At 49.2% G+C, this 25,873-nt stretch carries 23 protein-coding genes; 9 read left to right on the forward strand and 14 right to left on the reverse strand.

Annotation, left to right across the window (positions count from 1 at the left end):
* Positions 1-283: 283 nt before the first annotated feature.
* Complete coding sequence (locus BWI93_RS12830; protein WP_094811919.1) at positions 284-475, reverse strand: hypothetical protein; 192 nt, start codon at positions 473-475, stop codon at positions 284-286.
* A gap of 106 nt (positions 476-581) precedes the next feature.
* Positions 582-788 carry a DUF2945 domain-containing protein gene (locus tag BWI93_RS12835; protein WP_094811921.1) on the reverse strand — a complete coding sequence of 69 codons (207 nt, stop codon included), beginning with the start codon at positions 786-788 and terminating at the stop codon, positions 582-584.
* 59 nt (positions 789-847) lie between these two features.
* Here BWI93_RS12835 and BWI93_RS12840 point away from each other — a divergent pair, with 59 nt between their 5' ends.
* On the forward strand, positions 848-1,372 hold the full coding sequence (locus BWI93_RS12840) for a 2'-5' RNA ligase family protein (protein ID WP_094811923.1): 525 nt from the start codon (positions 848-850) through the stop codon (positions 1,370-1,372).
* A 32-nt stretch (positions 1,373-1,404) separates the two neighbouring features.
* Here BWI93_RS12840 and BWI93_RS12845 read toward each other — a convergent pair whose 3' ends face one another.
* Positions 1,405-2,121: a 3-ketoacyl-ACP reductase gene (locus BWI93_RS12845; protein WP_094811925.1), complete on the reverse strand. Its 717-nt coding sequence runs from the start codon at positions 2,119-2,121 to the stop codon at positions 1,405-1,407.
* Between the two features lie 241 nt (positions 2,122-2,362).
* Between BWI93_RS12845 and BWI93_RS12850 the strand changes: the two genes are divergently transcribed.
* The gene (locus BWI93_RS12850; protein WP_217902265.1) at positions 2,363-3,163 is read left to right on the forward strand and encodes a trans-aconitate 2-methyltransferase; all 801 of its coding nucleotides are present in this window, start codon (positions 2,363-2,365) and stop codon (positions 3,161-3,163) included.
* Positions 3,164-3,350: 187 nt separating this feature from the next.
* Here BWI93_RS12850 and BWI93_RS12855 read toward each other — a convergent pair whose 3' ends face one another.
* The 6 genes from BWI93_RS12855 to BWI93_RS12875 all read right to left on the reverse strand — a co-directional run bounded on the left by BWI93_RS12855 (position 3,351) and on the right by BWI93_RS12875 (position 13,229).
* Complete coding sequence (locus tag BWI93_RS12855; RefSeq protein WP_094811927.1) at positions 3,351-6,563, reverse strand: S41 family peptidase; 3,213 nt, start codon at positions 6,561-6,563, stop codon at positions 3,351-3,353.
* A 139-nt stretch (positions 6,564-6,702) separates the two neighbouring features.
* Entirely contained in the window at positions 6,703-7,317 is a 615-nt protein-coding gene (locus BWI93_RS12860; RefSeq protein WP_094811929.1) for a DUF1080 domain-containing protein, read from the reverse strand.
* A 160-nt stretch (positions 7,318-7,477) separates the two neighbouring features.
* Entirely contained in the window at positions 7,478-10,957 is a 3,480-nt protein-coding gene (locus tag BWI93_RS12865; protein WP_094811931.1) for a pyruvate carboxylase, read from the reverse strand.
* Between the two features lie 535 nt (positions 10,958-11,492).
* Positions 11,493-11,882, reverse strand: coding sequence for a DUF3592 domain-containing protein (locus BWI93_RS12870; RefSeq protein WP_176454208.1), 390 nt, complete (start codon positions 11,880-11,882; stop codon positions 11,493-11,495).
* Positions 11,883-12,446: 564 nt separating this feature from the next.
* Positions 12,447-12,611 carry a hypothetical protein gene (locus BWI93_RS27790; protein ID WP_158242670.1) on the reverse strand — a complete coding sequence of 55 codons (165 nt, stop codon included), beginning with the start codon at positions 12,609-12,611 and terminating at the stop codon, positions 12,447-12,449.
* A 63-nt stretch (positions 12,612-12,674) separates the two neighbouring features.
* Positions 12,675-13,229: a CopD family protein gene (locus tag BWI93_RS12875; protein ID WP_094811935.1), complete on the reverse strand. Its 555-nt coding sequence runs from the start codon at positions 13,227-13,229 to the stop codon at positions 12,675-12,677.
* A gap of 156 nt (positions 13,230-13,385) precedes the next feature.
* On the opposite strand from BWI93_RS12875, the gene hemN reads away from it, so the two are divergent.
* From hemN to BWI93_RS12890, 3 genes are all read left to right on the forward strand, one after another.
* Positions 13,386-14,729, forward strand: coding sequence for an oxygen-independent coproporphyrinogen III oxidase (gene hemN / locus BWI93_RS12880; RefSeq protein WP_094811937.1), 1,344 nt, complete (start codon positions 13,386-13,388; stop codon positions 14,727-14,729).
* Positions 14,730-14,910: 181 nt separating this feature from the next.
* On the forward strand, positions 14,911-15,405 hold the full coding sequence (locus BWI93_RS12885; protein ID WP_094811939.1) for a hypothetical protein: 495 nt from the start codon (positions 14,911-14,913) through the stop codon (positions 15,403-15,405).
* Positions 15,406-15,440: 35 nt separating this feature from the next.
* A complete protein-coding gene (locus BWI93_RS12890) occupies positions 15,441-16,451 on the forward strand; it encodes a hypothetical protein (protein WP_094811941.1) in 1,011 nt (336 codons plus the stop codon).
* Positions 16,452-16,630: 179 nt separating this feature from the next.
* Here BWI93_RS12890 and BWI93_RS12895 read toward each other — a convergent pair whose 3' ends face one another.
* Positions 16,631-18,232: a hypothetical protein gene (locus BWI93_RS12895; RefSeq protein WP_094811943.1), complete on the reverse strand. Its 1,602-nt coding sequence runs from the start codon at positions 18,230-18,232 to the stop codon at positions 16,631-16,633.
* 27 nt (positions 18,233-18,259) lie between these two features.
* Complete coding sequence (locus tag BWI93_RS12900) at positions 18,260-19,483, reverse strand: hypothetical protein (RefSeq protein WP_141217448.1); 1,224 nt, start codon at positions 19,481-19,483, stop codon at positions 18,260-18,262.
* A gap of 203 nt (positions 19,484-19,686) precedes the next feature.
* On the opposite strand from BWI93_RS12900, the gene BWI93_RS12905 reads away from it, so the two are divergent.
* The 4 genes from BWI93_RS12905 (at position 19,687) to BWI93_RS12920 (ending at position 22,500) form a co-directional block, all read left to right on the forward strand.
* Positions 19,687-19,962 carry a DUF4421 family protein gene (locus tag BWI93_RS12905; protein ID WP_094811948.1) on the forward strand — a complete coding sequence of 92 codons (276 nt, stop codon included), beginning with the start codon at positions 19,687-19,689 and terminating at the stop codon, positions 19,960-19,962.
* Between the two features lie 38 nt (positions 19,963-20,000).
* A complete protein-coding gene (locus BWI93_RS12910) occupies positions 20,001-20,714 on the forward strand; it encodes a DUF4421 family protein (protein WP_255157834.1) in 714 nt (237 codons plus the stop codon).
* Between the two features lie 39 nt (positions 20,715-20,753).
* A complete protein-coding gene (locus BWI93_RS12915) occupies positions 20,754-21,887 on the forward strand; it encodes a lactonase family protein (RefSeq protein ID WP_094811952.1) in 1,134 nt (377 codons plus the stop codon).
* A 136-nt stretch (positions 21,888-22,023) separates the two neighbouring features.
* Positions 22,024-22,500, forward strand: a complete 477-nt coding sequence (locus BWI93_RS12920; RefSeq protein WP_094811954.1) for a GNAT family N-acetyltransferase — start codon at positions 22,024-22,026, stop codon at positions 22,498-22,500.
* A gap of 275 nt (positions 22,501-22,775) precedes the next feature.
* Here the strand turns inward: BWI93_RS12920 and BWI93_RS12925 are convergent, their stop codons facing one another.
* The 3 genes from BWI93_RS12925 to BWI93_RS12935 form a co-directional block, all read right to left on the reverse strand.
* On the reverse strand, positions 22,776-23,516 hold the full coding sequence (locus tag BWI93_RS12925; protein ID WP_141217449.1) for a hypothetical protein: 741 nt from the start codon (positions 23,514-23,516) through the stop codon (positions 22,776-22,778).
* A gap of 15 nt (positions 23,517-23,531) precedes the next feature.
* Positions 23,532-24,074, reverse strand: a complete 543-nt coding sequence (locus tag BWI93_RS12930) for a type VI secretion system tube protein Hcp (RefSeq protein WP_094811959.1) — start codon at positions 24,072-24,074, stop codon at positions 23,532-23,534.
* A 349-nt stretch (positions 24,075-24,423) separates the two neighbouring features.
* Positions 24,424-25,503 (reverse strand): 1,4-beta-xylanase, encoded by a 1,080-nt coding sequence (locus BWI93_RS12935; protein ID WP_199181977.1) that lies wholly within the window; start codon positions 25,501-25,503, stop codon positions 24,424-24,426.
* Positions 25,504-25,873: the final 370 nt, after the last annotated feature.

The following is a 25,873-nucleotide window of genomic DNA, read 5'->3' on the forward strand; positions in this document are numbered from 1 at the left end:
ACGGGGCTATTCACGTTGAACCCCTTCGGGGTTAGGGTGTTCGGGAGAGTACGACTGGGGCAGGTTTCCCAACTTGTACTCTTAACCCGGCAGTCTCCAACTGTCTTTCTAATCGATATTCAACTGTCCCAAAGTTATATTTCCTTCACTGATCAAGAATTTACTCTTTCGTACTATAGTTGTAGTAAACCCATTAATTCAAGAACAGTAAAAGGCGGTCCAGACTATTCCGGACCGCCTTTTACTGTTCTTGAGATCAATAGGATTGAACGAGTGGTGACGTTTAGCGGCCTCCGCCACCAAAGAGCTTGGAAACGACCCAGATTACGACGGCAATGCCTAAAACGACCATGATAATTCCGCTCCAAACGCCTGCCTTAAAGATTCCTTTAATGGCTTCGCAGCTGGTCAAACTCATGGTGATTGATAATAAAACAAGGTACGTGGACCAGCGGGTTAGTGTCAACTTTTTCATAAGGTCAAAGATTAATTGTGAGACGTTTCGTTTCAATCGAAGGTAAAAAACGCGTTCCAACAGTATTCAGGGCCGTTTTCCCTAACTTTTTCGTCCAGCCTTTCTTCTATTTTTTATCTACTTCCGAAGCCAGTTTCAAGACCTTATCACCGTCTTCCTGCTTGATTACCAGGGCCGGATTGTCTTTCGTACCCTTACGGGTAATGGCTTCTCCTTTGATCTTCCGTTCGATAGTTTCGGTGTGTACGGATTCAATGGTACCATGTGCCTTCCCATTTCCCCACTTCCAGCTTACTTCGTCGCCTTTTTTCATTGGTTTGATTCTTTTTGTTCAGCGTATTAACAAAAGAAACCATGCCAGTTTTGACACGTATGCAAACCGAATCTGAATCATTATTTCCACTGATAGTAACGTTGAAGCTGGAAGCCCCGGCTCAGCAGTACTTCGATGCGTTACGGGAAAAATACTTTCCACCCGACCGAAATTTTCTGAAAGCTCACCTGACGCTATTTCATCAGTTACCGCCTCAGGAACCTATTATCGAAAATACATTACGGGAACTGACGCAACGACCACCCCTGAAACTAGGCGTACGGGAAGTAAAAATGATTGGGCGGGGAGTCGCCTTTGCGATCGAAAGCGAACCATTGAAAGCCCTGCATCGGCAGTTGCAGAACGAATGGGCCCAATGGCTGATTCCGCAGGATCAGCAACGATTGTGGCCCCATATTACGGTTCAGAATAAGGTAAGTCCGGCCGAAGCCAAAGCCCTGCAACAGGAATTGCAGCAGCGTTTTGAACCTTTTGAGATAAAGGCAACGGGACTCGTACTCTGGGAATACCACCAGGGACCCTGGCAGTGGGTGCAAGAGTTTTTGTTTGACCATCCATCCTGAACGTATGGATCAGGATGGATGGTCAAAAGAGCTTAAGGGTTCGTAGACCACAAACCCGCTTCTTTGACAAATACGCGACGATTTAACTTTAAATGAGCGATGACCAGTTCGGCCAGATCTTCGGCCTGCATGACTTTCTCGGGGTTCCCGTCCGTTAAGTTCAGAGCCACCGCCATATCCGTAGCCACGGTACTGGGCGTCAGGGCCGTGACCCGGATGTTGTGTTTACGAACCTCCTGCATCAACGATTCCGTCAGACCCAGTACCGCAAATTTCGAAGCACTGTAGGCACTGGTACGGGCGGCTCCGCGTTGACCAGCGGTGGAAGCGATGTTGATGATGTCGCCGGATTGGTTTTCGATCATACTGGGCAATACGGCCCGGGTGGCGTAATAAACGCCCATCAGATTGACCTGAATGATGTTTTCCCAGGTTTCGGGTTCCAGTTCCAGAAAGCTACCGAAGCTGGCCGTACCCGCATTGTTGATGAGAATGTCGATGGGGCCAGCCGTCGTTTGGATCTGATTGATGGCTGTTTCGACGGAGTTACGGTCGGCTACGTCAGCTGACACCGGATACGCTTTTGTACCCAGTGCTTCCACGGCGGCGGCAACTTCTTTCAGGCTGTCGTTTGAACGGGCCAGCAGAGCGACGTTAACGCCTTCGGCCGCCAGAGCCAGAGCAATGGCCCGGCCAATTCCTTTTCCAGCACCGGTGACGAGTGCCAGCTTTCCTTGTAATGATTGCATAGAATAGAAGAATCGTTTGAGTTGCGACTAACCGCAAAGAAAGGGAGAATAGTTTCAGAAAAACGATTCTCTGCCTTCGGATGGGTTACTTATCTAAGATTGTAAATGACCTTTCAAAGAAGTCATTCCACTAAAAATCAGTAGAAAAGAATGGATCATCTCTAGGAACGTAAGCGTACGTAGCATCGGAAAATACTGGGAGGTTTTGTTTACCTTGACGGCGTAACTAACCTTTTTTCATATGAATTCCGAAGCCATTGACCGTGCCCGGATGCCCGAAGGCACTGCCGCCGTACTCGACCAGCGAACCCTGTCCAGCGATTATCCTACGCTGCTGTCGCTTCTACAACCGGGTATGCAGGTACTCGATGTTGGCTGCGGAACGGGTACCATTTCCAGGGGCATCGCCGATGCAGTCGGACCCGAAGGTTCGGTTGTGGGCATTGATTCCAGCGAACATTTGATTGAACGGGGAAAAGCGTATTTCGCGGAAATCACGAATCTGGAATTACTGACAGAAAATTTATTTACTTACCAGCCCGAGCAACCGTTCGACCTGATTGTATCGGCTCGGGTGTTGCAATGGCTGAGTAATCCGAAAGAGGCCTTGAGTCAGTTCAAAACGTTGCTGAAACCGGGCGGCTGGGTATCGATACTGGATTACAACCACGCACAACTCGAATGGTCACCGACACCACCTGCGAGTATGCAGGTTTTCTATCAGGCTTTTCTGGACTGGCGGGCGGACGCGGGTATGGACAACGAAATCGCGGATCACCTGCCGGACTTATTCAGCGAATTGGATTTTCGGGAAATCCTTATACTGGATTCCAATGAAGTCTATCAGCGGGGACAAGCCGACTTTACCGCAAAACTTAACCTCTGGACAACCGTGGCCGAAACCCGTGGACAGCAAATGGTACAAAACGACTGGCTTACGGAGGAACAGCGTCAGCAGGCCATTACGGAATACCGGAGCTGGGTAGAGCAGGAGGCAGAGTCAATGACGATGAAGCTAAAGGAGGTACGGGGGCGGGTGTAATGGGCCAGGGGTTGAAACCCCTAATTACAAAAGGACCATCCTGCGGGGTTTGAAGTAAGAGAGAAACAGTCGTTCGGCGAAACCCTAATCAAACCTTAAATCCATACTCAAACTTCAAACGCGTTTTTAACGCCTTTCAAACTTCAAAAAAGCCCCGGATCGACGTCCGGGGCTTTTCGTGACCTGCTTACTTCAAATCTTTCAAGATCTCCTCAATGGCTCGGTCGAGCTGGGGTTCTTTTCCTTCCAGACGATCCATAAAGGTTTGTTTGACGGTGATGTCCGGCTGGACACCCTCGCGTTCGAGGTTCTTGCCGTCGAGGGTATAACAACCCCAGGAAGGCAGACGGTAAAACGAACCATCCACCAGGCCTTTACCCGAGGTAAAAATGATCCAGCGGTAGGTTTCCGTACCAATCAACTTACCTAATTTCAGAGCCTTGAATCCGGCAGAAGTCATCTCGGCATCGCTCAGGGATTGTTCGTTGATCAGCATCACAATGGGCTTGCCCGAGGGGCTAAAGTTCGGCTGCGGCGAGCGAGCACCGCCCCGGTACTGCCATTGCAGATACGGACGCTGACTCAGGAAGTTCAGCACCAGATCGTGAACGTTGCCGCCCGTGTTGTAGCGTAAATCCACAATCAGAGCGTCTTTCTGATTCCAGTCGCGGGTCATGTCAATCACAAACTTCTGGTATTCGTCCATACCCATGTTTTTCATGTGTACGTAGCCGATCCGGTTTTTGCTCTTGGTATCCACGTACTTCTGGTTTTGATCGATCCATTCATCGTACAACTGATTCACCAGTGCACCTGAGTACTCAGGGTGGACTTTCACTTCAACGTTTTTGCCGTTTCGTTTGAACGTCAGTTCCATTTCCTGATCCAGCGAAGGTTGCTGGAAATAGAAATCGCGGTTTTGCTTGGGGTTGACCTCCTGCCCGTTCACCTTCACGAGTACGTCACCGGGTTTTACGTCTTTTCCAGTTTTATCCAGCGGTGAATTCTTGACGACAGCCTTCACCCGGTACGGATTTTCATCCTCGAAGATCACGCCGGGCGTAAGCGTACGGGTCGCGAAGAAGTTACTTTCTTCCGGACCGTACGAACTGAAACCCGTGTGCGATGAATTCAACTCGCCGAGCATATCGTTCATCAGCGTACGGAAATCTGTGCGGTTATTGGCTCGCGAAACAAAGGCTTCGTATTTCGGCTTGAGGGATTTCCAGTCGGCTCCGTGGAAGGTTTCGTTGTAGAAGTTCTCCTCTACGTTGGCCCAGGTTTCTTCGAACATCTGGCGGAATTCCTCCTCGAAATTCTTCCGGAAGGTATGTTTCATGTCGATTTTCTCGACTTTATTGGCATCCAGATTCAGCTTGTGAATGTTTCCGCCCACGATGACGTAATACTTCCCATCGAGTTGAAGAAAATCGGAAGCTCCACGGGTACCTTCAATTTTTTCCGTTTTGTTCGGTACAAAGGGCTCAATCGTCGTTTTCCACCAGCTGGGTTGTCCCTGATCGTGGTCTGACTGGTAAAGGACAAACGTTTTAGTGTCTTTTTGAACAACGATGGGATCCACCGCTGTACCGAAATTCGGACTGATCTGCTCCAGGCGATCCATCAAACCGTCGAAGTCAATCACAATCGGATCAATCTTCTTGGGTTCTTCTTTTTTCTTTTCGTCCTTTTTCTCTTCTTTTTGATCCTTTTTGGCGTCCGTCTTTTTCGTACTGGTTTTGCTCGAGTCTGTCTTGGTTTCCTTTTTCTCGTCTTTCTTTTCTTCTTTTTTGAACAGCTCGGCGAATTTGTCGGAACGATACGGCTCTTCCAGCTTGCTCAGCGGCATCCGGTAGACGTGGGCATCGGCCAGACCAAACGGATAGGAGGGTTTGTACCGATTACTGGCAAAATAGATGTACTTGCCGTCGGGCGACCAATACGGAGCTTCTTCCGTAACGCCCGTGTTGGTCAGGTTGTACGTTTTCCCATCCGAAAGCTTATGGACGAAAATGTCCTGTTCGAAATTGCGGTGAGCCGTGAACACGACGTACTCATCGTTGGGAGAAAACATGGGTGAGGAGTTCTGGAAAGCCCATATTTCATCTTTCACGAGCGTCTTCGAATCGAATGACTTCAAATCCAGTAAGCGAACTTCGTCGCGACCGCTCAAGTACACGGCCTTCGTACGGTCCTTATTGAGGAAAAGATTCCGGTTATTTCGAAGGTCTTTCGTCAGAGCTTTCGCCGAGCCGCTACCGTCGGCGGGGATGCTGAAAAAGTTCTGGTAACCATTGACGGTCTGGTTGAATACCAGCGTCCGGTTGTCGGAAAGCCATTTCACTTCCAGCACCCGGCCCGTCGGACTGCTGCTGAGTTGCTTGATGTACTTGCCTTCCACGTCGGAAACGAACAGTTGTCCCCGGGAAGAGAACGCCATTTTCTTACCATCGGGCGATACATCGAAGAAATTGATATTGCCCTGTACGATGAAATCCTGAGCCTTGGGAAGCGTAAAGTTCCGAGAAATGGACAGTTGGACGGGCTGAGCTTTTTTGCTGGCGACGTCGTAAATCCAAAGCTGGTAATCTTTCTCAAAGACTACTTTCTGGCCGTTGGCACTGACCTGAGGACGCTTGATGGATTCCTTGAACGAGGTTAAAGCCGTCTTTTTTCCACCGTTAAAGGCGTACAGGTTGTATTCCCCGTTGGCCTCATCCGAAACAAAATAGACCTGCCCCGATTTATCGATGGTCGCCCACATATCCTTGCCCTGGTAATCCGTATACCGCTTGTAGGCCTTGGTTTTCGGATTGTAGGACTGAATATCGGGGTTAAATTCACCCTTGTACCCTTTGCGGTAAGCCTGGTTATCGCTTTCCCAGGTATCGTTGAAGTACAGCTCGCCGGTGGTCGGATGTTCGGCAATACTGTGAATCCGGTTGAAGAAATGTCCAAAGATGCGTTTGGGTGTACCACCATCGATGGAAAGGGTATAGGCCGTACCATTGTTGTACGCTCCTGATTCGAAGTAAATCGTTTTCGAATCCCAGCCCCAGCCATCGAATAGATCGTAACTGTCGTGGAAGGTCAACTGCCGGATTTCACCACCCTCGGCGGGCATCACGTACACATCGGCGTTGCCGTACTGCGTACCCGTAAAGGCCAGCCATTTGCCGTCGGGGGAGAAGCGGGCCCGAGTTTCGCTGCCCTGCATAGCCGTGAGACGAGTACTAACGCCCGTCGTCAGATCGGTTTTCCAAAGGTCGTTTTCGTAGGTAAATACGAGTGTTTTGGCATCCGGGCTAATACTGGGGTAGGAAGTGAAGTACACCCCCTGGCCGTGCGTAGTGGCCAGTCCCGCTACGACCATAATGGCGGAGAGAAAAATTTTTCGCATACAATGGGTATGAAGTGTTTTTTCGAAAGATACAAAGCAGTGGGAGCCCATGGAAATACACTTGTGACCAATGGTAAGTATTCGGCATAAAAAAAGCCGTCTGGTTTTCCAGACGGCTTTTTTCTGTATTAAGAACGGCCTACAACGTCCGAACTTTGATATCTTTCCAGCGAACTTTAATCCCACCGCCATCGTGAATTTGCAAAGCGATGCTACCGGTTTTTGAACCGAAAGCCGGATCAGTCATCGTTACCATTTCTTTGCCGTTAAGCCAGGAGGTAACAGTATTGCCCTGTACGCGAATTTTCATCGTATTCCATTCGCCCATTTTCAAAGCCTTGTCCTTAGCCGGATCGGGTTTGATAAGCCAGCCACGTCCGTATGATTCGTAGATACCGCCCGTCGCGTGGTTTGGAGGAGCTACCTCTACCTGCCAGCCCGACACTTTGGTGCCTTCGATGGAAGAGTGGAAGAAGATACCGCTGTTGCCATCGGCTTCCTGTTTGAAACTAGCTTCTACTTCAAAATCCTTGAATTGTTCTTCCGTGGCCAGGTAGCCGTACTGTTTGTCAGGACCACTCTCGCAAATGAGCTGACCGTTTTCGACGTACCATTTTTCGGTACCGTACACTTTCCAGCCCGTGAGGTCTTTACCATTAAAAAGCGACTTCCATTTGGCTTTTGCGGGTTGATCCGCGAAGGTGAACAAACTGGAGCAGACCAGCACCAGAACGAGTGCGAATGTGCGATGCATACGTTAGAGGTTTAATTGAAATGAAATACTGAATAAAAGGTATAGAAAGCAGTAAAACGATTGAAAAGGTTTGACACGTCGGCTGTTCCAATCCCTTTGTTGAAGGGATGAAACCAGCTCAAACGTAATCAAACCTTTTCAAATAATGGTACAGATTTTACTATTCAATCGTCAGTACCCAGTCATCCTGTTCAACGACGGTACCTTCCGTTAACGTAATGGCCGAGACTTTACCAGCGATCGGAGCCGCTACGATACTTTCCATTTTCATGGCTTCGATCACGAACAGCGGCTGATTTTTCTTCACTTCCTGGCCTTCTTTCACCTGAATGCGTACCAGACGGCCCTGTAAGGGAGCCCCAATCTGCCCCGCTTTCGTAACCTTTTCATTCTGGGCTTTGGTGGCCTTGAACGTCTGGTCTTTGATGGAAATCCGGCGAGCCTGTCCGTTGAGATCGAAGGTTACCGTCCGATGACCCGTTTCGTCGGGCTCGGATACGTAGGAAAGTTTGATCATGATTGTCTTTCCTTCTTCAATCGTCACGAGTACTTCTTCGTCCTGTTTCAATCCGTAGAAGAACGCCGGTGTAGGCAGCTTACTCACATCTCCGTAGCGATCCGAAGCGACGTAGAATTCTTCGTATACCTTCGGATACATCTTGTACGCCAGGTAATCGAGGAAGGCTCCGTCGTTGCCCATGAACGTCTCCGCGTTGGGGAATTTCTTCTTGAAGGCTTCGAAATCTTCGTCGATATTCAGCGGCGGCAAACTGTCGTTCGGACGGCCCGTAATGGGTTCGTCGTCTTTCAACACCAGCTTCTGAAGTTTCTCGGGAAAGCCACCCGCGGGTTGACCCAGTTCGCCTTTAAAGAAGCCCTTCACCGATTCGGGGAAACTTAGCGAATCGCCACGTAGGAAAATTTCATCCGAAGTCAGGTTATTGGTCGTCATGAAGATTGCCATATCGCCGACTACTTTCGACGAAGGCGTTACTTTCACAATATCCCCGAAAAGCTGATTGGCCGTGATGTAGTTTTTCTTGAGTGTCTCAAACTGATCGCCTACGCCCATCGAAATGGCCTGTTGACGTAAGTTCGAGAACTGACCGCCGGGGACTTCGTTGTCGTATACCTCCGCCGAACCGGACTTCATGCCACTTTCAAACGGATAGTAGTACTCCCGAACATCCTCCCAGTACGTAGAATACTGATTCAGCAGGGACAAATCAATCGGATGCTCGCGTTCGTGGCCCTGCATCATGGCTACCACGGAGTTGAAGTTAGGTTGAGACGTCAGGCCCGACATCGCCGCAATCGAGCAATCCACCACGTCCACACCCGCTTCGATGGCTTTCAGGTACGTAGCCGGCTGAATCGAGGACGTGTCGTGCGTGTGCAGGTGTACCGGAATGCTCAGTACTTTCTTCAGTTCACTCACCAGAATGGCCGCCTGTTGTGGTTTCAGTAAGCCCGCCATGTCTTTGATACAAAGCATGTGCGAACCTAAATCTTCCAGCTGACGGGCCAGATCCAGGTAATATTGCAGCGAATATTTGTAGTTCGGATCATTCTTGTGCTGCAGAAAATCGCCCGTGTAGCAGATGGCCGCTTCGGCAATCCCACCCGTGCGTTCCTGTACGGCCTTGATCGATACCTTCATCGAATCAATCCAGTTGAGCGAATCGAAAATGCGGAATACATCCACGCCCGATTCCCAGGATTTTTCCACGAAGGTTTCAATCAGGTTATCCGGATACGCTGAGTACCCCACGGCATTGCTACCCCGGAATAACATCTGAAGCAGCATGTTTGGCATGGCCTCACGGAACTGCCGCAGTCGCGTCCAGGGGTTTTCGTAGAGGAATCGCATCGAAACGTCGAAGGTCGCTCCACCCCAGACTTCCATAGAAAACAGCTGTGGGAACGCTTTCGCAAAACCCGAAGCTACTTCCAGCATGTCGTCGGTCCGCACCCGCGTGGCCAGCAGTGACTGGTGTCCATCGCGGAAGGTCGTATCCGTATACAGAATGGTATTGTGTTCCTTCACCCACTCCGCAAACTTGGCCGGACCGAGACGCGTCAGGCGGTCTTTGTTGCCCATCGGAAACTCGCTGTACGGGTCCGTACTGGGTACGATGGGCGTGCGGAACGTCTTCTGATTTTTGACTTTTACGTCCGGATTGCCGTTCACGATCACTTCGCCAAGGTAGCGTAACAGCTTGGTCGAGCGATCCTGTGATTTACGGAAATTAAAGAGTTCAGGCGAATTGTCAATGAACTGCACTGTACACGATCCCGACTGGAAGGTCGGGTGGGCGAGTACGTTTTGGAGGAAGGGAATATTGGTTTTTACCCCGCGAATCCGGAATTCGACTAATGCCCGTTCCAGTCGCTGAATGGCTCCCTTGAAGGTACGGCCCGACGAAGAAACCTTCACCAGCATAGAATCGAAGTAGGGGGAAATTTTCATCCCTGGATACGTCGAACCTTCGTCCAGACGAATCCCGAAACCAGCGGCGTTGCGGTACGCAATGATCGTACCAAAATCGGGTTTAAAACCGTTTGCGGGATCTTCGGTAGTGATACGGCACTGAATGGCAAAGCCACTCATTTCCACGTCATCCTGGCTATGCAGGTAAATGCCGTTGTCGGAGAGCTTGTAGTTCATCGCCACCAGCAACTGACTGCGTACCAAGTCAATACCCGTAATTTCTTCCGTAATTGTATGCTCTACCTGAATCCGGGGGTTTACCTCGATAAAGTAAATATTCTCTTCCTTATCGACCAGGAATTCGACCGTACCGGCACAGGAATAGTTAACGGCCTTACCAATCGCCACGGCGTATTCGTACAGCTTGTCGCGGGTTTCCTGCTTGAGGTTGACGGAAGGGGCAATTTCTACAACCTTTTGGAAACGACGCTGTACGGAGCAATCCCGTTCGAAAAGATGAAGCAGATTGCCGTGCTGATCGCCCAGCAACTGTACTTCAATATGCTTGGGATTTTCAATGTATTTTTCAATGAAAATCGTATCATCACCGAACGCATTTTTGGCTTCGTTCCGGGCTTCATTGTAGGAACGTTCCAGGGATTCAGCGTCCCGAACGACCCGCATTCCCCGGCCACCGCCACCAGCGGCGGCTTTCAGCATGATCGGGAAACCAATGCGTTCGGCTTCAGAGATGACCTTTTCAATGGGTTCTCCCTTGATTTTCGCGTCCTGGATGACGGGAAGTCCGGCCTTGATAGCGGTATCCTTGGCAATCACTTTATCACCCAGAGCGTGCATGGCTTCGGGTGATGGGCCTACGAAAATGATATTTTCCTCACGGCAACGGGTCGCAAGCGTCGTGTTTTCGCTCAGGAAACCGTAGCCGGGGTGAATGGCGTCGATGTTTTTGCGTTTGGCCAGAGCAATCAGTCCCTCCACGTCGAGGTAAGGCTTGAGCGGGTCTTCATCCCGGCCAATCTGATAGGCTTCGTCGGCTTTATAGCGATGGAGCGAGTAACGATCTTCGTACGTATAGACAGCAATGGTCTGGATGCCCAGTTCGGTAGCGGCCCGCATAATGCGAATGGCAATTTCGCCCCGGTTGGCTACCAGCAGACGCTTGATTTTGCGGACGTATTCAGGAGTCATGCAGCAATGAGGTTAAAAGAAAGACTTATTCGGGTAAGGCTTGTTTTCAAGGATTCAACCTTCAGCACAAGCGTTTATCATACTTAAAAATAGTTGGCTGCAAATATGCAAACTTGCCAAAAGAAATGCCGTAATCTTTGAAAAATTCTGAATATAATTTGGAGAGTCTTGAAAAATTTAAAACGTCGCTCAATTATATCCAATGCATATATTATTAGATTTATTCAAGGGACGAGCATCCAGGGGATAAGACAGCCCTACTCAGAAACCTTGCGGTGAATGAGACCGCGGATACTCCCTGAAGTAAATCTATTGATTTCAGTTAAAAACCCTGCACCACCGACTGCTTTTCCGGAATCGGGCAGCAGAAGGTACGTCGAATTGCGGATAAGATTTCTCATGGGGTACGAAGGGCAGACGCTGAAGAAACCTTTCTGAAGACAATAAGTTTGAAGAAAGTGCCAATAAAAATACCCCTAGGATCGCAGACCTTAGGGGTATTATATCGAAGAAACGCCAATACTCAACGCAAAATTTACAGGGCAAACAGTACACTGATCAGTACAAAGACGCCTCCTAAGATGTAAAATACCTTCGGATTAGTACCGGGTACGTGGTCCGTTCCCAGCGTAGCGTCTTCAGGGTTTTCGATGTTGTACCGAACGGGTACCGTCTCGCCGACCTGAATCGGTTGAGAGAGGGCTTCTTCGCCCTGAGCTACGAACTGGTGATTACCTACGCTGAACTTCACCTGAGGGAAAAGGAGCGGGTAGTTGCCCATTTTATCATCCCGGTTGTATTTCTTCAGGACATCCACGATAACGCCTTCCGCAACTGCTGAATGTTGTAACCATTGCTGGCGACGGTTGGCAAAGTAAAATCCAACCCCTACGCAAGCGAAAGCAATGACGAGAAAGGGTAACATAAATTCCGCCCCGGGTTGGGTCATACCAGCGGGCCGGGGAAGAGACATTAACAAGGAACTATGCAAAGAAAAATTCATGGCTTTTCGAATCAGACTGTGTTGAAGAAACGTACGTTCGTACCGTAACGTTCTGTTTTCTGGTTCGAATTACTCGCTATTCCATCAGATTATCAAACAGTTAGCGTAGGGCATGAATAGGTGGGAAGCTTTGAAAAAAGATGGATTTAAGAGACAAAATCGAACTTCCCATCGGAACAAGTTTAAATTTTAGTAAGCGGAATTAAATTTTGTTCAATTTTTGAAAAATGAGGTTTCAGAAAAAGGGATTAATTATTTTAAAATTTTTTTACTGATAAATTGAACTATTTGTAGGGTGGTATTTCCCTGTTCTGCCATTTCGAGGAATTCCCTACGGTCATAGCAATGAAATGACAATGAGCATCCAGCATTCAGGCCTTACTATCCAAATAATCTTTTGCGAAAATGATCAGAATTTTTTTTCTGAAAGACACAAAAAAAGGCCTGCTAGCGTTAGCAGGCCTTTTTTTATCTGATGTGTTCAGATTAAAAATGACGGGGCGAATTGTAAGCCGCAAAAGCAGCTCCGACCAGCAATGTGCCTACGATAGCAGTCAATAAATCGCCAAAACCCCAGAGGACAATAGCCAGAAGAAGAAAACCGCCCAACTGAGGTGCTTTAGAAGAGGTTGATTCGCTATGAGATGACATGATGAATTTCTTTTGAGATAATGGGACAAAAATAGAGGCTGCAACCTAAACCGCCAAGTTCTTTTAAGGCTTTTGCTGCTTTTGTTCCCGTCGCCGTTTGACCAGCCGTACGGCCATCATAATAACTACGGCGAAAACAAGCAGACCCACCACGCCGTAAATCCAGTCGAGTGCATTCTTCAGTACCACCAGAAAAACAATGGCAAAGAGTAGAATCGTTGCTACTTCATTCCACAATCGTAACTGAAAAGAGCTGTGCCGGAAGTGATCCTGCCGCAGTTCGTAGATCAGCTTGCGGCAGTAAAAATGGTACGCCACCACACCCGCCACGAAGGTAAGCTTCAGGTGCATCCAGGACTGTTCCAGCCACGCCGGAATCAGGTACAGCATCCAGCTAGCCGACAGAATGGTGAGCCACATTGCCGGGACCATGATGGCGTTGAAGAGTAGCTTTTCATTTTTCCGGTACTCGGCCAGCAGAATGCCACGGGCTGGCTCGGGCTTGGTATGAGCTTCGGTGTGATAGATAAACAGCCGGGGTAAATAAAACAGACCCGCAAACCAGCTCACCACAAAAATGATGTGCAGGGATTTGAGGTAGGGATACGCAGACTCCATGGAAAAACAAGACCAGTGAAACGATCGTCAAAAGTAAAGCCTGAATGACCGATCCGGTACGCGGACCTGAGAAAAGTCATTGTTTACCCCGGCTCAAACCAGAAAATTTGCGGACAGTTCACCGGCCACTGAGCCGTGCTTTTGGATACGCGACTGATGGAGACTTCACTGTTAAAAAAATACGATGTGGCTGGGCCACGCTATACGAGTTACCCCACGGTACCGTACTGGGAAACGGATACGTTTACTACGGAACAATGGAAAGACCGCTTGCTTGATAAATTCATTCGTTCCGACCGATCTGTTAGTTTGTACGTACATCTGCCGTACTGTGAAAGTTTGTGTACGTTTTGCGGCTGTCATAAACGGATTACGAAAAATCATGCGGTCGAGCGGCCGTATCTGGAAACAGTACTGCGGGAGTGGCAACTCTACCTGGATCTATTTCCTTCGCGACCTGAGTTAGCCGAAATGCACTTTGGCGGTGGAACGCCCACCTTTTTCACGGCCGAGAATCTCGCCTGGTTTGTCGAGCAGCTATTTAAAGGTACGACGACTGTTGAGCAGCCGGACTTTGGTTTTGAGGGACACCCCAACAATACTACATTCGAGCATTTACAGGCTCTGGCGGAGCTGGGCTTTCGCCGCGTAAGCTTCGGGGTACAAGATTATGATCCACGCGTGCAGCAGGCGATTCATCGCATTCAGCCTTTCGAACGGGTGAAAATTGCTACTGAACATGCTCGCCGGGCGGGCTACTCGTCCGTCAGTCACGATTTAGTGTACGGTTTGCCGTTTCAGACGCAGGCGGGCGTTCGGGATACCATTCAGAAAACCATTGCCTTACGGCCTGATCGGATTTCCTATTACTCATACGCTCACGTACCCTGGATTAAGGGTACGGGACAACGCGGTTTTCAGAACGAAGACATTCCACAGGGCGAAGAAAAACGGGCTCTGTACGAAATCGGTCGGGATCTGCTGCAGCAAGCGGGTTATACCGAAATCGGAATGGACCATTTTGCTTTGCCTCATGATTCCCTGTATCAGGCCATGCAGAAGGGTACGCTCCACCGTAACTTCATGGGGTATACCACCACGCGTTCGGAGGTGCTGGTGGGGCTGGGGGCTTCTTCCATTTCGGATTGCTGGACGGCCTTCGCCCAGAACCTGAAAGATATCGAAGCGTACACGGCGGCGGTAGAGCAACAAACGTTTCCGATTTTGAAAGGCCATGCCCTGACCGACGAAGATCTGCATATCCGGCGTCAGATTCTGGATTTAATGTGTCGCTTTGAAACCCAATGGCAGCCCGGTAGCTCTTCTGAAATAGAAGCGGCTTTGCAGGGATTACAGGACGATCAGTTGATCGAATATACCGTAGACCGCGTGTGCGTTACAGAAAAGGGGAGAGCTTTTTTGCGGAATATTTGTATGGTATTTGACGAAAAATTAAAGAAAAATCAACCCCAGCAACCGTTGTTTTCTAAAACTGTTTGAGTGGATTTTTAATCTAGTAAGCTGTAAGTACAGGTAAAATAAGGCGATACTCAAAACAGAGAATACGCGAGTCAGCCCTGAGCAATCGGGGCTTTTTTGTTGAAAAAAGCTTATATTCACTGTTTAGTGAATAGCGTAATGAAGTATCCATAATATACCCCAACGCTAAACCGCTTATGATATGCCAAAGAAAGAGCTCGTTTATCAGGAAACGCAGAAAATGACACAAGCGTGGATCTGGCTACCCTTGCTCGCAATCATGGCGATGTGGGTAGCTGCAATGATTCACGTTGTCATAGGAGGTAATGACCTGAACGGCAGTACGATCAGCACGCCGGCCTTACTGGCTCTGGGTAGTATACCCGTGAGTTTACTGATGCTCTTTTACTTTATTTCACTGAAAACGGTTGTTGTTGGGGATGTACTGGAAATTCAGTTCAGTCCTTTCGTGACCGAACGCATACGTCCCAATGAAGTCGTTCGGACGGAGCTAATTACCTACGGATTCATCGGTTATGGCTACCGCTTTTCAAAGCAATACGGCACCGTTTTTAACGCCAAAGGAAGCACGGGTGTATTGATTTATAAAAACCGGGGTGAAAAAGTACTGATCGGAACCCAGCAACCGGAAGCATTACAGCAGGCCATTCAGCAATGGCGTGCGGGTACTGATTAAATTGAATAGGAATTATAGAGAAATTACCGTTTGAAATGCCTGCTAAACCGAAGTTCTTATTAATTGTCCCCTGGGATTATCAGTTGTACGTAGTGATTGAAAAAAATCTTACGTATCTGGGCTATGAGGTGGTAGTGGTGCATACTAATCAATACGCTTTTACTTACCAGGATAGCTTTCGGAAAATGAATTATCTGGTTAAGAAGCTATTTTCATCCGATAAAAGGAGCCTGAAAGCGGAGTATTTAACCAGTAAACGACGATCGTTAATTCAGAAATATGATCGGTATGAGGTTACGCTCGTCATTCGATCGGATCTATTTTCTACTGAACTTTTACTGGAAGCCAAGGAAAGAAGCGTGAAGTTTATTTCCTTTTTTTATGATGGGTTAACGCTGAATCCTCAGGTATTACCGCAAATCAAATGGTTTGATCGTTTTTTTATTTTTGATCGGACGGAAATCAATACGTTCAAAGCTTACGGTGTTGAATACGCTCCTAATTTTTACGTGGATTATCCGGGATTAGATAGCAATCCATTACAAAATAAATCGGCGTATAAAATATACTACATTAGTTCGTATCATCCTTCCCGCGTCGAGATTATTCAATCATTCTACAAATACATAACGACTAAATTACAACCCGTACGGTTTGACTTTGTCTATCAGCCCCAGGATGAAGTAAAGATACCTACGTTTATAAAAAAGAACTTTAACTGTCTGCACACCATCGTACCCTACGAAGAACAGCTACGCCTGATAAAAAATACGGAAATTATTCTCGATTTTAAGATGGATGCCCACGCAGGTTTTTCGTTCCGGATTTTTGATGGTATTAACTGGCAGAAGAAAGTAATTACGACCAACAATTTAGTGGTAGAAGAGGACTTTTATCATCCGAACAACTTTTTCGTATTAACTGAAACCAATGAAGCGGAACTGGATGCCTTTTTAACGCTACCATATGTTCCACTGAATCCGGCCATCAGAGAGAAGTATTCATTCAAAAGCTGGCTCCAAAGGGTTATTGATTACGTGCCTTAATCAAACAGGTTGAGACGGGACCAATACATAGGAGAGCGAACGTAAGTATAAGGTGTAAACTGTTTTAAGTAATCATAATTAAGGGAAAACAGGAAGACTGATCGCGAATGAATGGCATTAAAAAGGGGAAGAATCCAGCTCGGATTCGTCCCCTTTTACTATAATACTTGCCACTTAGACTATAATACTTTGGCATCAAACACCCCCGTTAGTACCCGATTCTCACGTTTAACCTGAACCCAGATCCGATACGCTCCCGATTGGGGGAAGGCATAGGGAATACTCAGGTAGTTGGTATGGCCTTCGTGTTTCATGCCCGGCATGAGAGCCGCGTCCCGGGCGGCTTCGGGCAATGTAGCCAGTTTCGCCAGTACCTGATCGACGCTGTCGCGGAATACCTGCGGGGACGATGGGTTGCGAGCCTTCCGTTCTGTCTCAGCAATCCGATTTTCAAGAATTTGCTGGGAGGCATTGGAAAAAGTACCCGTCGGGTGCAGGTGAATGTATACCTGACCGTCATTTTTAAATACGGCGGCGTGTCCCATCATGCCCAGGTACGGTTGTAAGACGGCGGGTTTGCCGTCAGGCGTCAGAATGGAAAAATTCAGGGAGTAGACCTTACCCGTCTGGAAGGTTTGATTGGGCTGGGCTTCCCAGACAATCGTGGAGCCATCCTGTAGTTTGGTTTTTACACCCGGTTTGCCACAAACCGTAATAGCCCGGTCGCCAAGCAAAGGTTGCTGGGTTGTTACCGACGACGTAACCGCGTACGTATCCTCCGGATCAGCGGTAAGGGTTTTGGACGTCGAACGAGGGAGGGCCGGAATATCGAGCGTGTCCGTTACGGTGTACGAAAAGCCCTGGTACCGTACCATGTCGGCGTACAGCAGGTATTTGCCCGCCGGAAGGTCTGGCAAGGCCGCCTGAAACGTCAGCGAATCCACGCGATTGGGGTGCAGGTGGGCGAAGGCATCCATCGAGCCCTGACGAACCAGAAACAAGTGCATGAGTTTGCCGTGATCCGGAACCAGATAACTCAGCGAACGTCGGTGCTGGGATGTCGAATCAATACGGAGCGTTAGCACGGGTTGTCCGGCCTGGGTCGTTACGCTGGACGTGGCCCGATACGGTTTATACAGAAAATCCCGGTATTGATCGGCCCGGGCTTTCCACCAGTTATTTCCAATGAACAGAATACCAAAGCAAAACGTAGCTCCCAGTACGGAGCCGGTCACGCGGCGGCGGCGACTGGTTTTCGTGTCGGCCTGTCCGGGCATGAGCAGGCTATCGCTCAGGCTGGCTCCGAAGATGGTCGTCATCAAGCCAACTAACAAGACTCCTAAACCCACCAGTACCCAACCCGTTACCGCAGGCATTTCGCGGGTGGCGGTTGATACGGCGACGATGGGTACTACGACGATACCCTGACCCAGACTTCCTTCAATGGTTACCTGTACACTGGCGGAGCCCGTTTCCATAAACCAGACGGACCCTTCAAACTGGCCCGGTTCGCTGCCCACGGGTAGGGCTGGATCAGCCTGGGGCGACCCTTCGTCGCCCGCTGAAAAATAGATGGGCTTCAGACTGATGTGCTCAACACGACCCATTCCCACCAGTACGGTTACTTTTGCCGTGCCGGGAATAACGTCCGGGGGTTGTACAAACACTTGTACGGGATATTTACCAGCAACCCCTTCGAACACTACGCCCGAACTACCGACGTGAGCCTGAGCCAGCAAGGGCAACAGTAAGCCCACGAAAAAAGAAAAAAAGTATTTCATGAAAATCAAAGTCAGGAGGAGGGTAGGTTAGCGAACAACTTTCTGCATCCATTTGCCCCAGGCCAGCCCCAAGCGGGTTGAAACCAGGGTAATAAGCAGGGCTATACCCAGGCCGGAAGCCAGTTGAGTGGCCGATTCAATAGCCCAGGGGCCGTAGGTATAGCGGTATTTCCAGTTGGGATCGTTGGAAAAATACCAGGTGTAGTTGCCGAAGATTTTATTTCGCGTCAGAGGCGAGGTAAAGTGAAATTCGGAGAAAAACCATTGCGTCACGCCATACACGATTGCAAACACCAAACCCAGGACAAGGGCCTGTAGCCAGTCGTTGCGACCTTTTAGGCGAGCTGCTACCAGATCACAGGCAATGGCCGGTAGGATCAGCAGGACGGGAAATCCGTAAAACTGAAAATGCGTAACCGGATTCAGGATCGGGCCGAGTAAAGGCTCGGCCGGAAATTGCTGGAGTACCCAGTTCGTGATCAGCAGCACACTCATGTACACCGCACTGATAATGGTACCACCCCAGCGGTGGCCCGAGGCCCGTCCGGTCGCAAAAAGCAGGAGCGGAAACACAAAACCCGAAACCTGATAATACAGCGATGTGTGACCCCGCGAGTTGTCAATAAATTCGGAGGTGAAGAGGTACACCAGGGCCAGCAGAAAACCCGCCGTCATCATAAACAAAAGCCGTAATCGCTGTACGCGTTGCTGATTTTGTTCATCGCTGAGCGAAGTTACCCGATCTGCCCGATTCAGAATCGCCATGACAATAAATAGGGCTCCCAACTGAATCGTCATGAGTCCAAACACCAGTACTGAATGGGGCGGCGTAAAGATCTCCACGTCGAGGCCATAAGCGGCATGCCACCAGTCGTCGAACGGAGCCGAAGACAGGGCGGCCATACTACCCCAGATGCAGAAAAGTCCGCCCAAAGAGCTGTAAAAAATTCCCCAGAAGTGAACCGAACGGTTTTTCTCTTCCAGCGTACCCCAGAAGGAAGTTTTTAAACACTGATACCCGGCGAACGTACCCGCAAAAGCCGAGCCCAGGTAAATCAACAGGTGAGGGGCCGAAAATAAGCCGTCCCGCCCAATGGACATGTGCCAGGAAATATCCCAGAGTACACCCACAAAAATGCTCAGCGAAGCCAGTACGCAGGCATATACGTACAGCGGAATGCCCAGTAACAAAGAAGCAGAACCTTGGGTGCGATGAGCCCAGGTTTGTGAAACGGATGCAGTGGTAGACATAGGAAAAACGGTTGAGGAATGGGATGAAGCAAGTTAAGATTTAAATATAGATAAATAACCTATTATCAACACTTTATGATTTTTGATAACGAAACAATCCGGAGGGGTTCCGAGTTAATACGGATCAAAGGCTGCACGGGCACCCTGGTTTTTACCGCTTTTCTCAGCATTTAGACATTCCAAGTCCTTGATACCCCTACGCGATGACTTCCTTTTTTAAACTCTTGCCGGTTCTGCTGGTCATGGGTACGGGTTCGGTGGAAGCTCATTCATCCCGCTCCGAAATCGACACCAGCTATATTTCGTCTTATGTGCGAAAGCTGACAGGTCGCGTGTATATGTCACAGAAGTACAGTCGCTTACGAATGAATAATTCCAGAATGCGGCTCACGTACAAACCCAACACCTCGCTCAACCTGGGTGTGGGGGCTACTTATGAATCGCTTACCCTGAATCTGCCTACGGCTTTGATTTTCTAAATCCGGATCATGGGCAGGGGAAAACCAAGTACCTGGATTTGCAATCGCACTTGTACAGCCGGCACTGGGTCACCGACGTGTACGGTCAATTCTACCGGGGGTATTACCTGAAACCCCAGGAAATCAAATCGGATTCGTATTATTTACGACCCGATTTAAAGCTGCGGATGGTCGGAGCTTCGGTATATCGGCTGAGCAATGGCGAACGGTTTTCGTACCGGGCCGCCTTCGTACAGAACGAATGGCAGAAAAAATCGGCGGGTTCCTGGCTCTATGGTGCGGAAATTTATTACGGAGTGATCAAGGCAGATAGTGCTCTGAAACCTTCAGTTCTGGCTCCGGAGTATACCATTGAAAAGGTACGCTTTTATAAGCTCGGGCCGGGTGGTGGGTACGCGTATACCTGGGTGCTGAACCGACATTTTTTCGCCACGGGTTCGCTGACGGCCAATTTGAATCTGACGATGAGCCACGAATACGAAGACGATCAGCACGAGACTCGCCTGCACGTACGGCCTAATGTGAATTATCGGGCGGTACTGGGCTACAACAGTCGACTCTGGAATGTGAACGTATCGCTGGTGAATTCGGACGTGAGTCTGGCGGGGGCCAGTCGGACTGAGTACCTCATTCGGACCGGTAATTACCGACTCACCGTAGCCAAGCGATTTGATCCCGGAAAGAAATTGCGGAAACTGGCCCGGGAAAAACGGCGACTGCTCGATTCGGGGAATCCCATACCAAATGAGTAAATAACGTATAGCTTTGGGCTGTACTAAACCTTTGAATGCATGCAAACACTAACTGTAATTTCCATAGGCCTGGGTCTACTTGGTTCGGCTCAACTGATTTCGCCGCCACGTCCCAAAAAAGATGAATACCACCTGCTGATTGGTACCTACACGCAAAAATCCAGTGAAGGTATTTATGTCTATTCCTTTAATACGAAGACCGGCGAATTTGCTCCGGAAAGTATCGCCAAGGGTTTGAAAAATCCCTCGTACCTGGCCGTGTCGCCGGACGAAAAAAAGGTGTATTCCGTGGGTGAAATGGAAAATGGCGGAGCCGTATACGCTTTTACGTTTGATACTAAGACCGGGACGCTCGACAAACTGAGTTCAGAATCCTCGGGTGGAGCAGGCCCCTGCTACGTAGCTGTAGATCGAACGGGTAAGTGGGTGATTGTCGGTAATTACGGCGGCGGTAGTCTGAGCGTACTGCCCGTACTGGAAAACGGCGGCGTAGGAGCCCCGCAGCAAACCATCCAGCACGAAGGAAAAGGACCCAACGAGAAACGCCAGGAAAAAGCTCACGTCCATTCCATCAATATTGCTCCCAATAACCGCGATGTGTTTGTGCCGGATCTGGGTATGGATGAAATCACGTATTACCAGCTCGACGAAAAAACGGGTAAGCTGACCGAAGGCAAACCCACCAAAGCCACTCCCGGAGCAGGACCGCGACATTTTACCTTCCACCCATCGGGTAAATTCGTGTACGCCATTAATGAACTGAATCAAACGGTAACGGCCTACGCCTACAGCAAAGACGGCACCTTAACGCCCCTGCAAAGTCTGTCTACCGTACCAACGGATTTTAAGGGTGAAAATATTTGTGCTGATTTACACGTATCACCGGACGGCAAATTCCTGTACGGTTCGAATCGCGGGCACGATAGCATCGCGATTTACGCCATCGACGCTAAAACGGGTACGCTCAAGCTGGTGGATATTACGTCTTCCGGCGGCAAACACCCCCGGAACTTCATGATTGATCCTTCCGGCGAATTGGTGCTGGTAGCGAACCGCGATACGGATAATGTCGTGGTATTTAAACGCGATGCGAAAAGTGGAAAAATTACGCCCACGGGCAAGGAGATTTCCGTTTCAATGCCCGTTTGTCTGAAAATGATTCCGAAAAGCTAGGCGAAACAGGCCCTCGGGCAGTAGCGAAAACATCCCGAAGCGTCGCGGCTTTCGGGATGTTTTCGTTTCAGACCCTTATTTTTAAAGGCCGGAAGTCAAACGCTGGTCTTTTTCACATTCATTCCCTCCTGATTGTATGCTATTTCGTCCCATTGAACCGAAAGACAACGCCCGTTTAGCCCAGATTATCCGGAGTTCCATTGAAGAGTTTCATGTACCCCTGCAAGGAACTGCCCATACGGATCCTACCACGGACGATCTATTTACGCTTTTTCAAAAACCGGGCTCGGCCTATTGGGTAGCCGAAGAATCCGGCGAAATCCTGGGGGGCTGCGGCGTATCACCGACCAGTGGTCTGCCCGACGGCTGTGCCGAGCTGGTTCGTTTTTTCCTGACACCCGCCTCCCGGGGCAAGGGCATTGGTAAACGCCTCATGCAACAGTGTTTTGATACCGCCCAGTCGCTGTGCTACCGCCAACTGTATCTGGAAACCTTTGCCGAAATGTCGGCCGCAGTGGGCATGTACGAGAAAATGGGTTTTCATTACATCCCACAGGCTTTGGGAAATTCGGGGCATTACAGCTGCACCATCTGGATGCTGAAAGAGTTGTAACCGATACTCGTCGAAAAGCCAGCCCGGCCTACCAGATTCATGCGATCAATTTCCGCCGAATAATTGCGTTTCGTCGATGTAGGCGGTGCGGAGGTTTTATCCCACATGACTCTACTCCACATTCCATAAAAAAAGGTACTGGCTCGTCAACCAGTACCTTTTTTTTTAGGATCCTAAGCGAAGCTAGGGCAGAAGTACAAACGAAGCCTGAGCGAGCTGGGTAGTCGTACGAATCTTTACGAAAAAGAAACCCGCCGCTAGATGAGCCGTAGGATCTACTTCCATCTGAAAATCATCGGATAAGGCTGATCCTTTCGCTGGTAGACCAGCATGCCCCGTGAATTATACAATTCAACGGCAACCGCTTGGGGAGCTTTTAGTCCGGAGAGCTGAAAGGTAATCTTTTGCCGGACCGCCGGGTTTGGAAACGCTCTTACGGCTAGAACCTGTTCGTATCCCTTCACCGAAACTACTTTCGAAAAAGAGTAAGAGCCATCCGTATCCAGCTGCCTGATGCGGTAATAGGTAATTCCGGCAAACGGGTTGGCATCGATGGATTCGTAGCGAAGCGTCCGGGAGGACGTGTGTCCACCCGGTACCGTTGCGATGGTTTCGAAGCCTTCGGTCGCCTGCCACGAACGCTGTACCTCAAAGTATTGATTGTTGACTTCGGTCGCGGTTTCCCAGGTTATTTTCACCTGATTTTCGCTGAGCCGCTGGCCCGTCACATCTACCCAGGTGACGGGTAGGGGAGATCGAATCCGGGTACAAAAGTAGCTGTCGCAGGTAGTAGCCAGTTGTCGCCCCCCAGCCAGCGGTCTGGAAATGGTACGGATCGCCGTTGAATGGGCAGAAAAGTATCCGGCAGTCGTTCGTTGCTGAAGACTATCCACTTTCCGTTTGGTCGCCTGATAAGGGCTGATTTTTTGCGGGTGAGGAACTCTTGATTGCGAATACCCCGGTAGAGCCAACCACCCGATACACCCAAGGAGGAGATAAATAAAGCGTATCAACATACGAATGGTCTGGCGTTAAAATTTTCTACCCGTGCTGATATCAAAGCTAAATTTCTGCTGTAGTGTTTCGGCCTGGTTCTTTGTGTCAAAGATGCTGTATCTTTTGAAAACAAAACTAATCGACTCCTGTAAACCCGGACAACCGCCTTCACAAGTACCCGTAGAACTGGTTTGATACGAAGTGACAAACACATCCTCCAGTTGAATTCGATACGAAATCCGATTTTCCCGGTCGTAAAAGTTGACATCGACTTTTGGGATAGCTACTCCCGTGACCATTTTGTCGATCAGAGCTGTACTGGAAATGTCATAAAATTTGGTAAGCGTAAGGGCACTAAAGGTAGGTTTTCCAACGGCAGCCCCAGTTCCCTTTACAAAAGAAGCCTCACTTTCTATACCATATTGGATACTGCTGAGTTCAACTTCATTTTGATGGTTTTTGAGCTGAGTGCCGTTTTTGGTGATGGCATCAATACTCATAAAAAGACCCTGGGCATTCGTACGGGTAGCAACCAGAGCAAATAGGCTCAGGAGCAAAGAGAAGTACACTTTTCTCATGAAATAAAAGTGATAAAAGGTGGAATAAAAGGTTTGTAATAGGGTACAGCGGAAACAGCCTGACCGAAGCAGTCAAGCCATCCATTAAAAGAAAAGGCTTTCTTGAAGACGATCGTACTGGCGGGATCGAACGCTTGGGGGAAAGTCACGGCATCTACCAGTCACGCAGCTGCAGTACGCCGAAAAAGGATACGTAGCCTGGGAAACTGGAAAAATGACGTAGTAAGAGGGCAGAACAAAGATAGCCTGTTTGATTGATGAAAATCAATAGGTTCGCTGGCGTAGCGACAAAAAATATCCCGAAAGCATCGAGTGCTCTCGGGATAGATTCGTACAAACGCAGGATGAATTACTTCTTGGTCAGTTCCCGGATTACCTGTACTTCTTCGGCTTTGTAGGGGCTACCGTCTTTGCGGAACACTTCGTGAAACCAGAGTTTGGGTTCATCGCCGCTGGGAATGGGTTCGTCCCAGGCGTAGTACGTGTTGGTTTTCCCCGCTACCAGACCCCAGTTAATGGCTCCCACTTTGTATTTTTTGAAAATGGGTAAACAGGTCTGGAAGAGGCTGTTGTGCTTACGGGCCATGTATTCCGTACAGATCATCGGACGACCGAGTTTCTGTAATTCAAGGATCTGTTTTTCCAGCTCTTCCGCTGATTTGTAGTTGTGAAACGTAATGATGTCCGAGTTGGCCAGCATAAATCCGTTGGATAACGGATGGTCATGCCACCAGCCAGACGTAATCGGCTGACTAGGCTTGGCCGCCCGGGCCCATTCAAACGACTTGATGAGCAGTGGCATCACGGCATCGTTGTAGCCATTGTTGGTGGGTTCGTTGAATAAATCCCAGCCTAAAATACGGTTGTCGTTGGCATAAGCTCCGATGACGCCCTTCGTATACGCTTCCAGCGATCCCCAGGTACGCGAGTCAAACATCCGCTTGGTACCGGGTGCCCGCAGCCAACCCGAGTTGTGTACGCCCGGTTTGGGTTCGGGTTGCTTGCCGGTTTTCGGATCGTCGTTCCAGCAGGAATCGAAGAGGACAAACAGAATTTTGATCTTGTGTTTATCGGCAATGGTCAGAAACTCGCCCATGCGTTTCTTCAGGCCTTCGGCGTCGTTTTCCCAAAGCAAATTGTGCAGAAACACCCGCATGACGTTCATGCCAATGCCTTCCGCCCAGCCCAGTTCTTTATCAATTGTTTGCGGATCCCAGGTATCGGCTTGCCAGAATTCCAGCTGATTAATGGCCGTGCTGGGCGTAAAGTTGGCACCTACGGGCCAGGGTTGCTTGGCGTACCAGTCGTTGGCTTTCTGAGCCGACCAGCGACCGGGCACCACTTTGACGGGTTCGCCCGTTGTGGTTTGAGCTTGAGCCGTTACGAAAAAGAAGCCCAGCGTGAGAAGGGTAAGCAAACTACGAATCATATCGAGCGTTGGTAGTTAGTGGTTGGTAGTGGATTGTTTAGAGGTAGTCAGTAAGCGTAGCTAATGAACGGGGACGTTAGTGAATAAGTAAGGATTAGAGGTTAAGCGTATGATTTTGATGCCTTCGTAGCCAGTCGAGCATACCCGATGCACAACGGCACAAGAGCCCATTCCGGTAATGGCCCGGAGCCAACGCTGCCCAATTCATTGACTGGACAGGCGTTGGTCCAAAGCAAATAGATAAAACAGGCAAGAGGTATAGTTTCATTCAAGGGTACTTTGAATTCGTGCAAAGGTAGGGAATAAATCAAGCTACACTCAGGACAAGTTCGTAGGCCGAAACCCTGAGTTCGTAATTCGGATGAATAGA

Origin of the sequence: Siphonobacter sp. BAB-5385 (assembly GCF_002261125.1) — a bacterium.
GTDB lineage: Bacteria > Bacteroidota > Bacteroidia > Cytophagales > Spirosomataceae > Siphonobacter.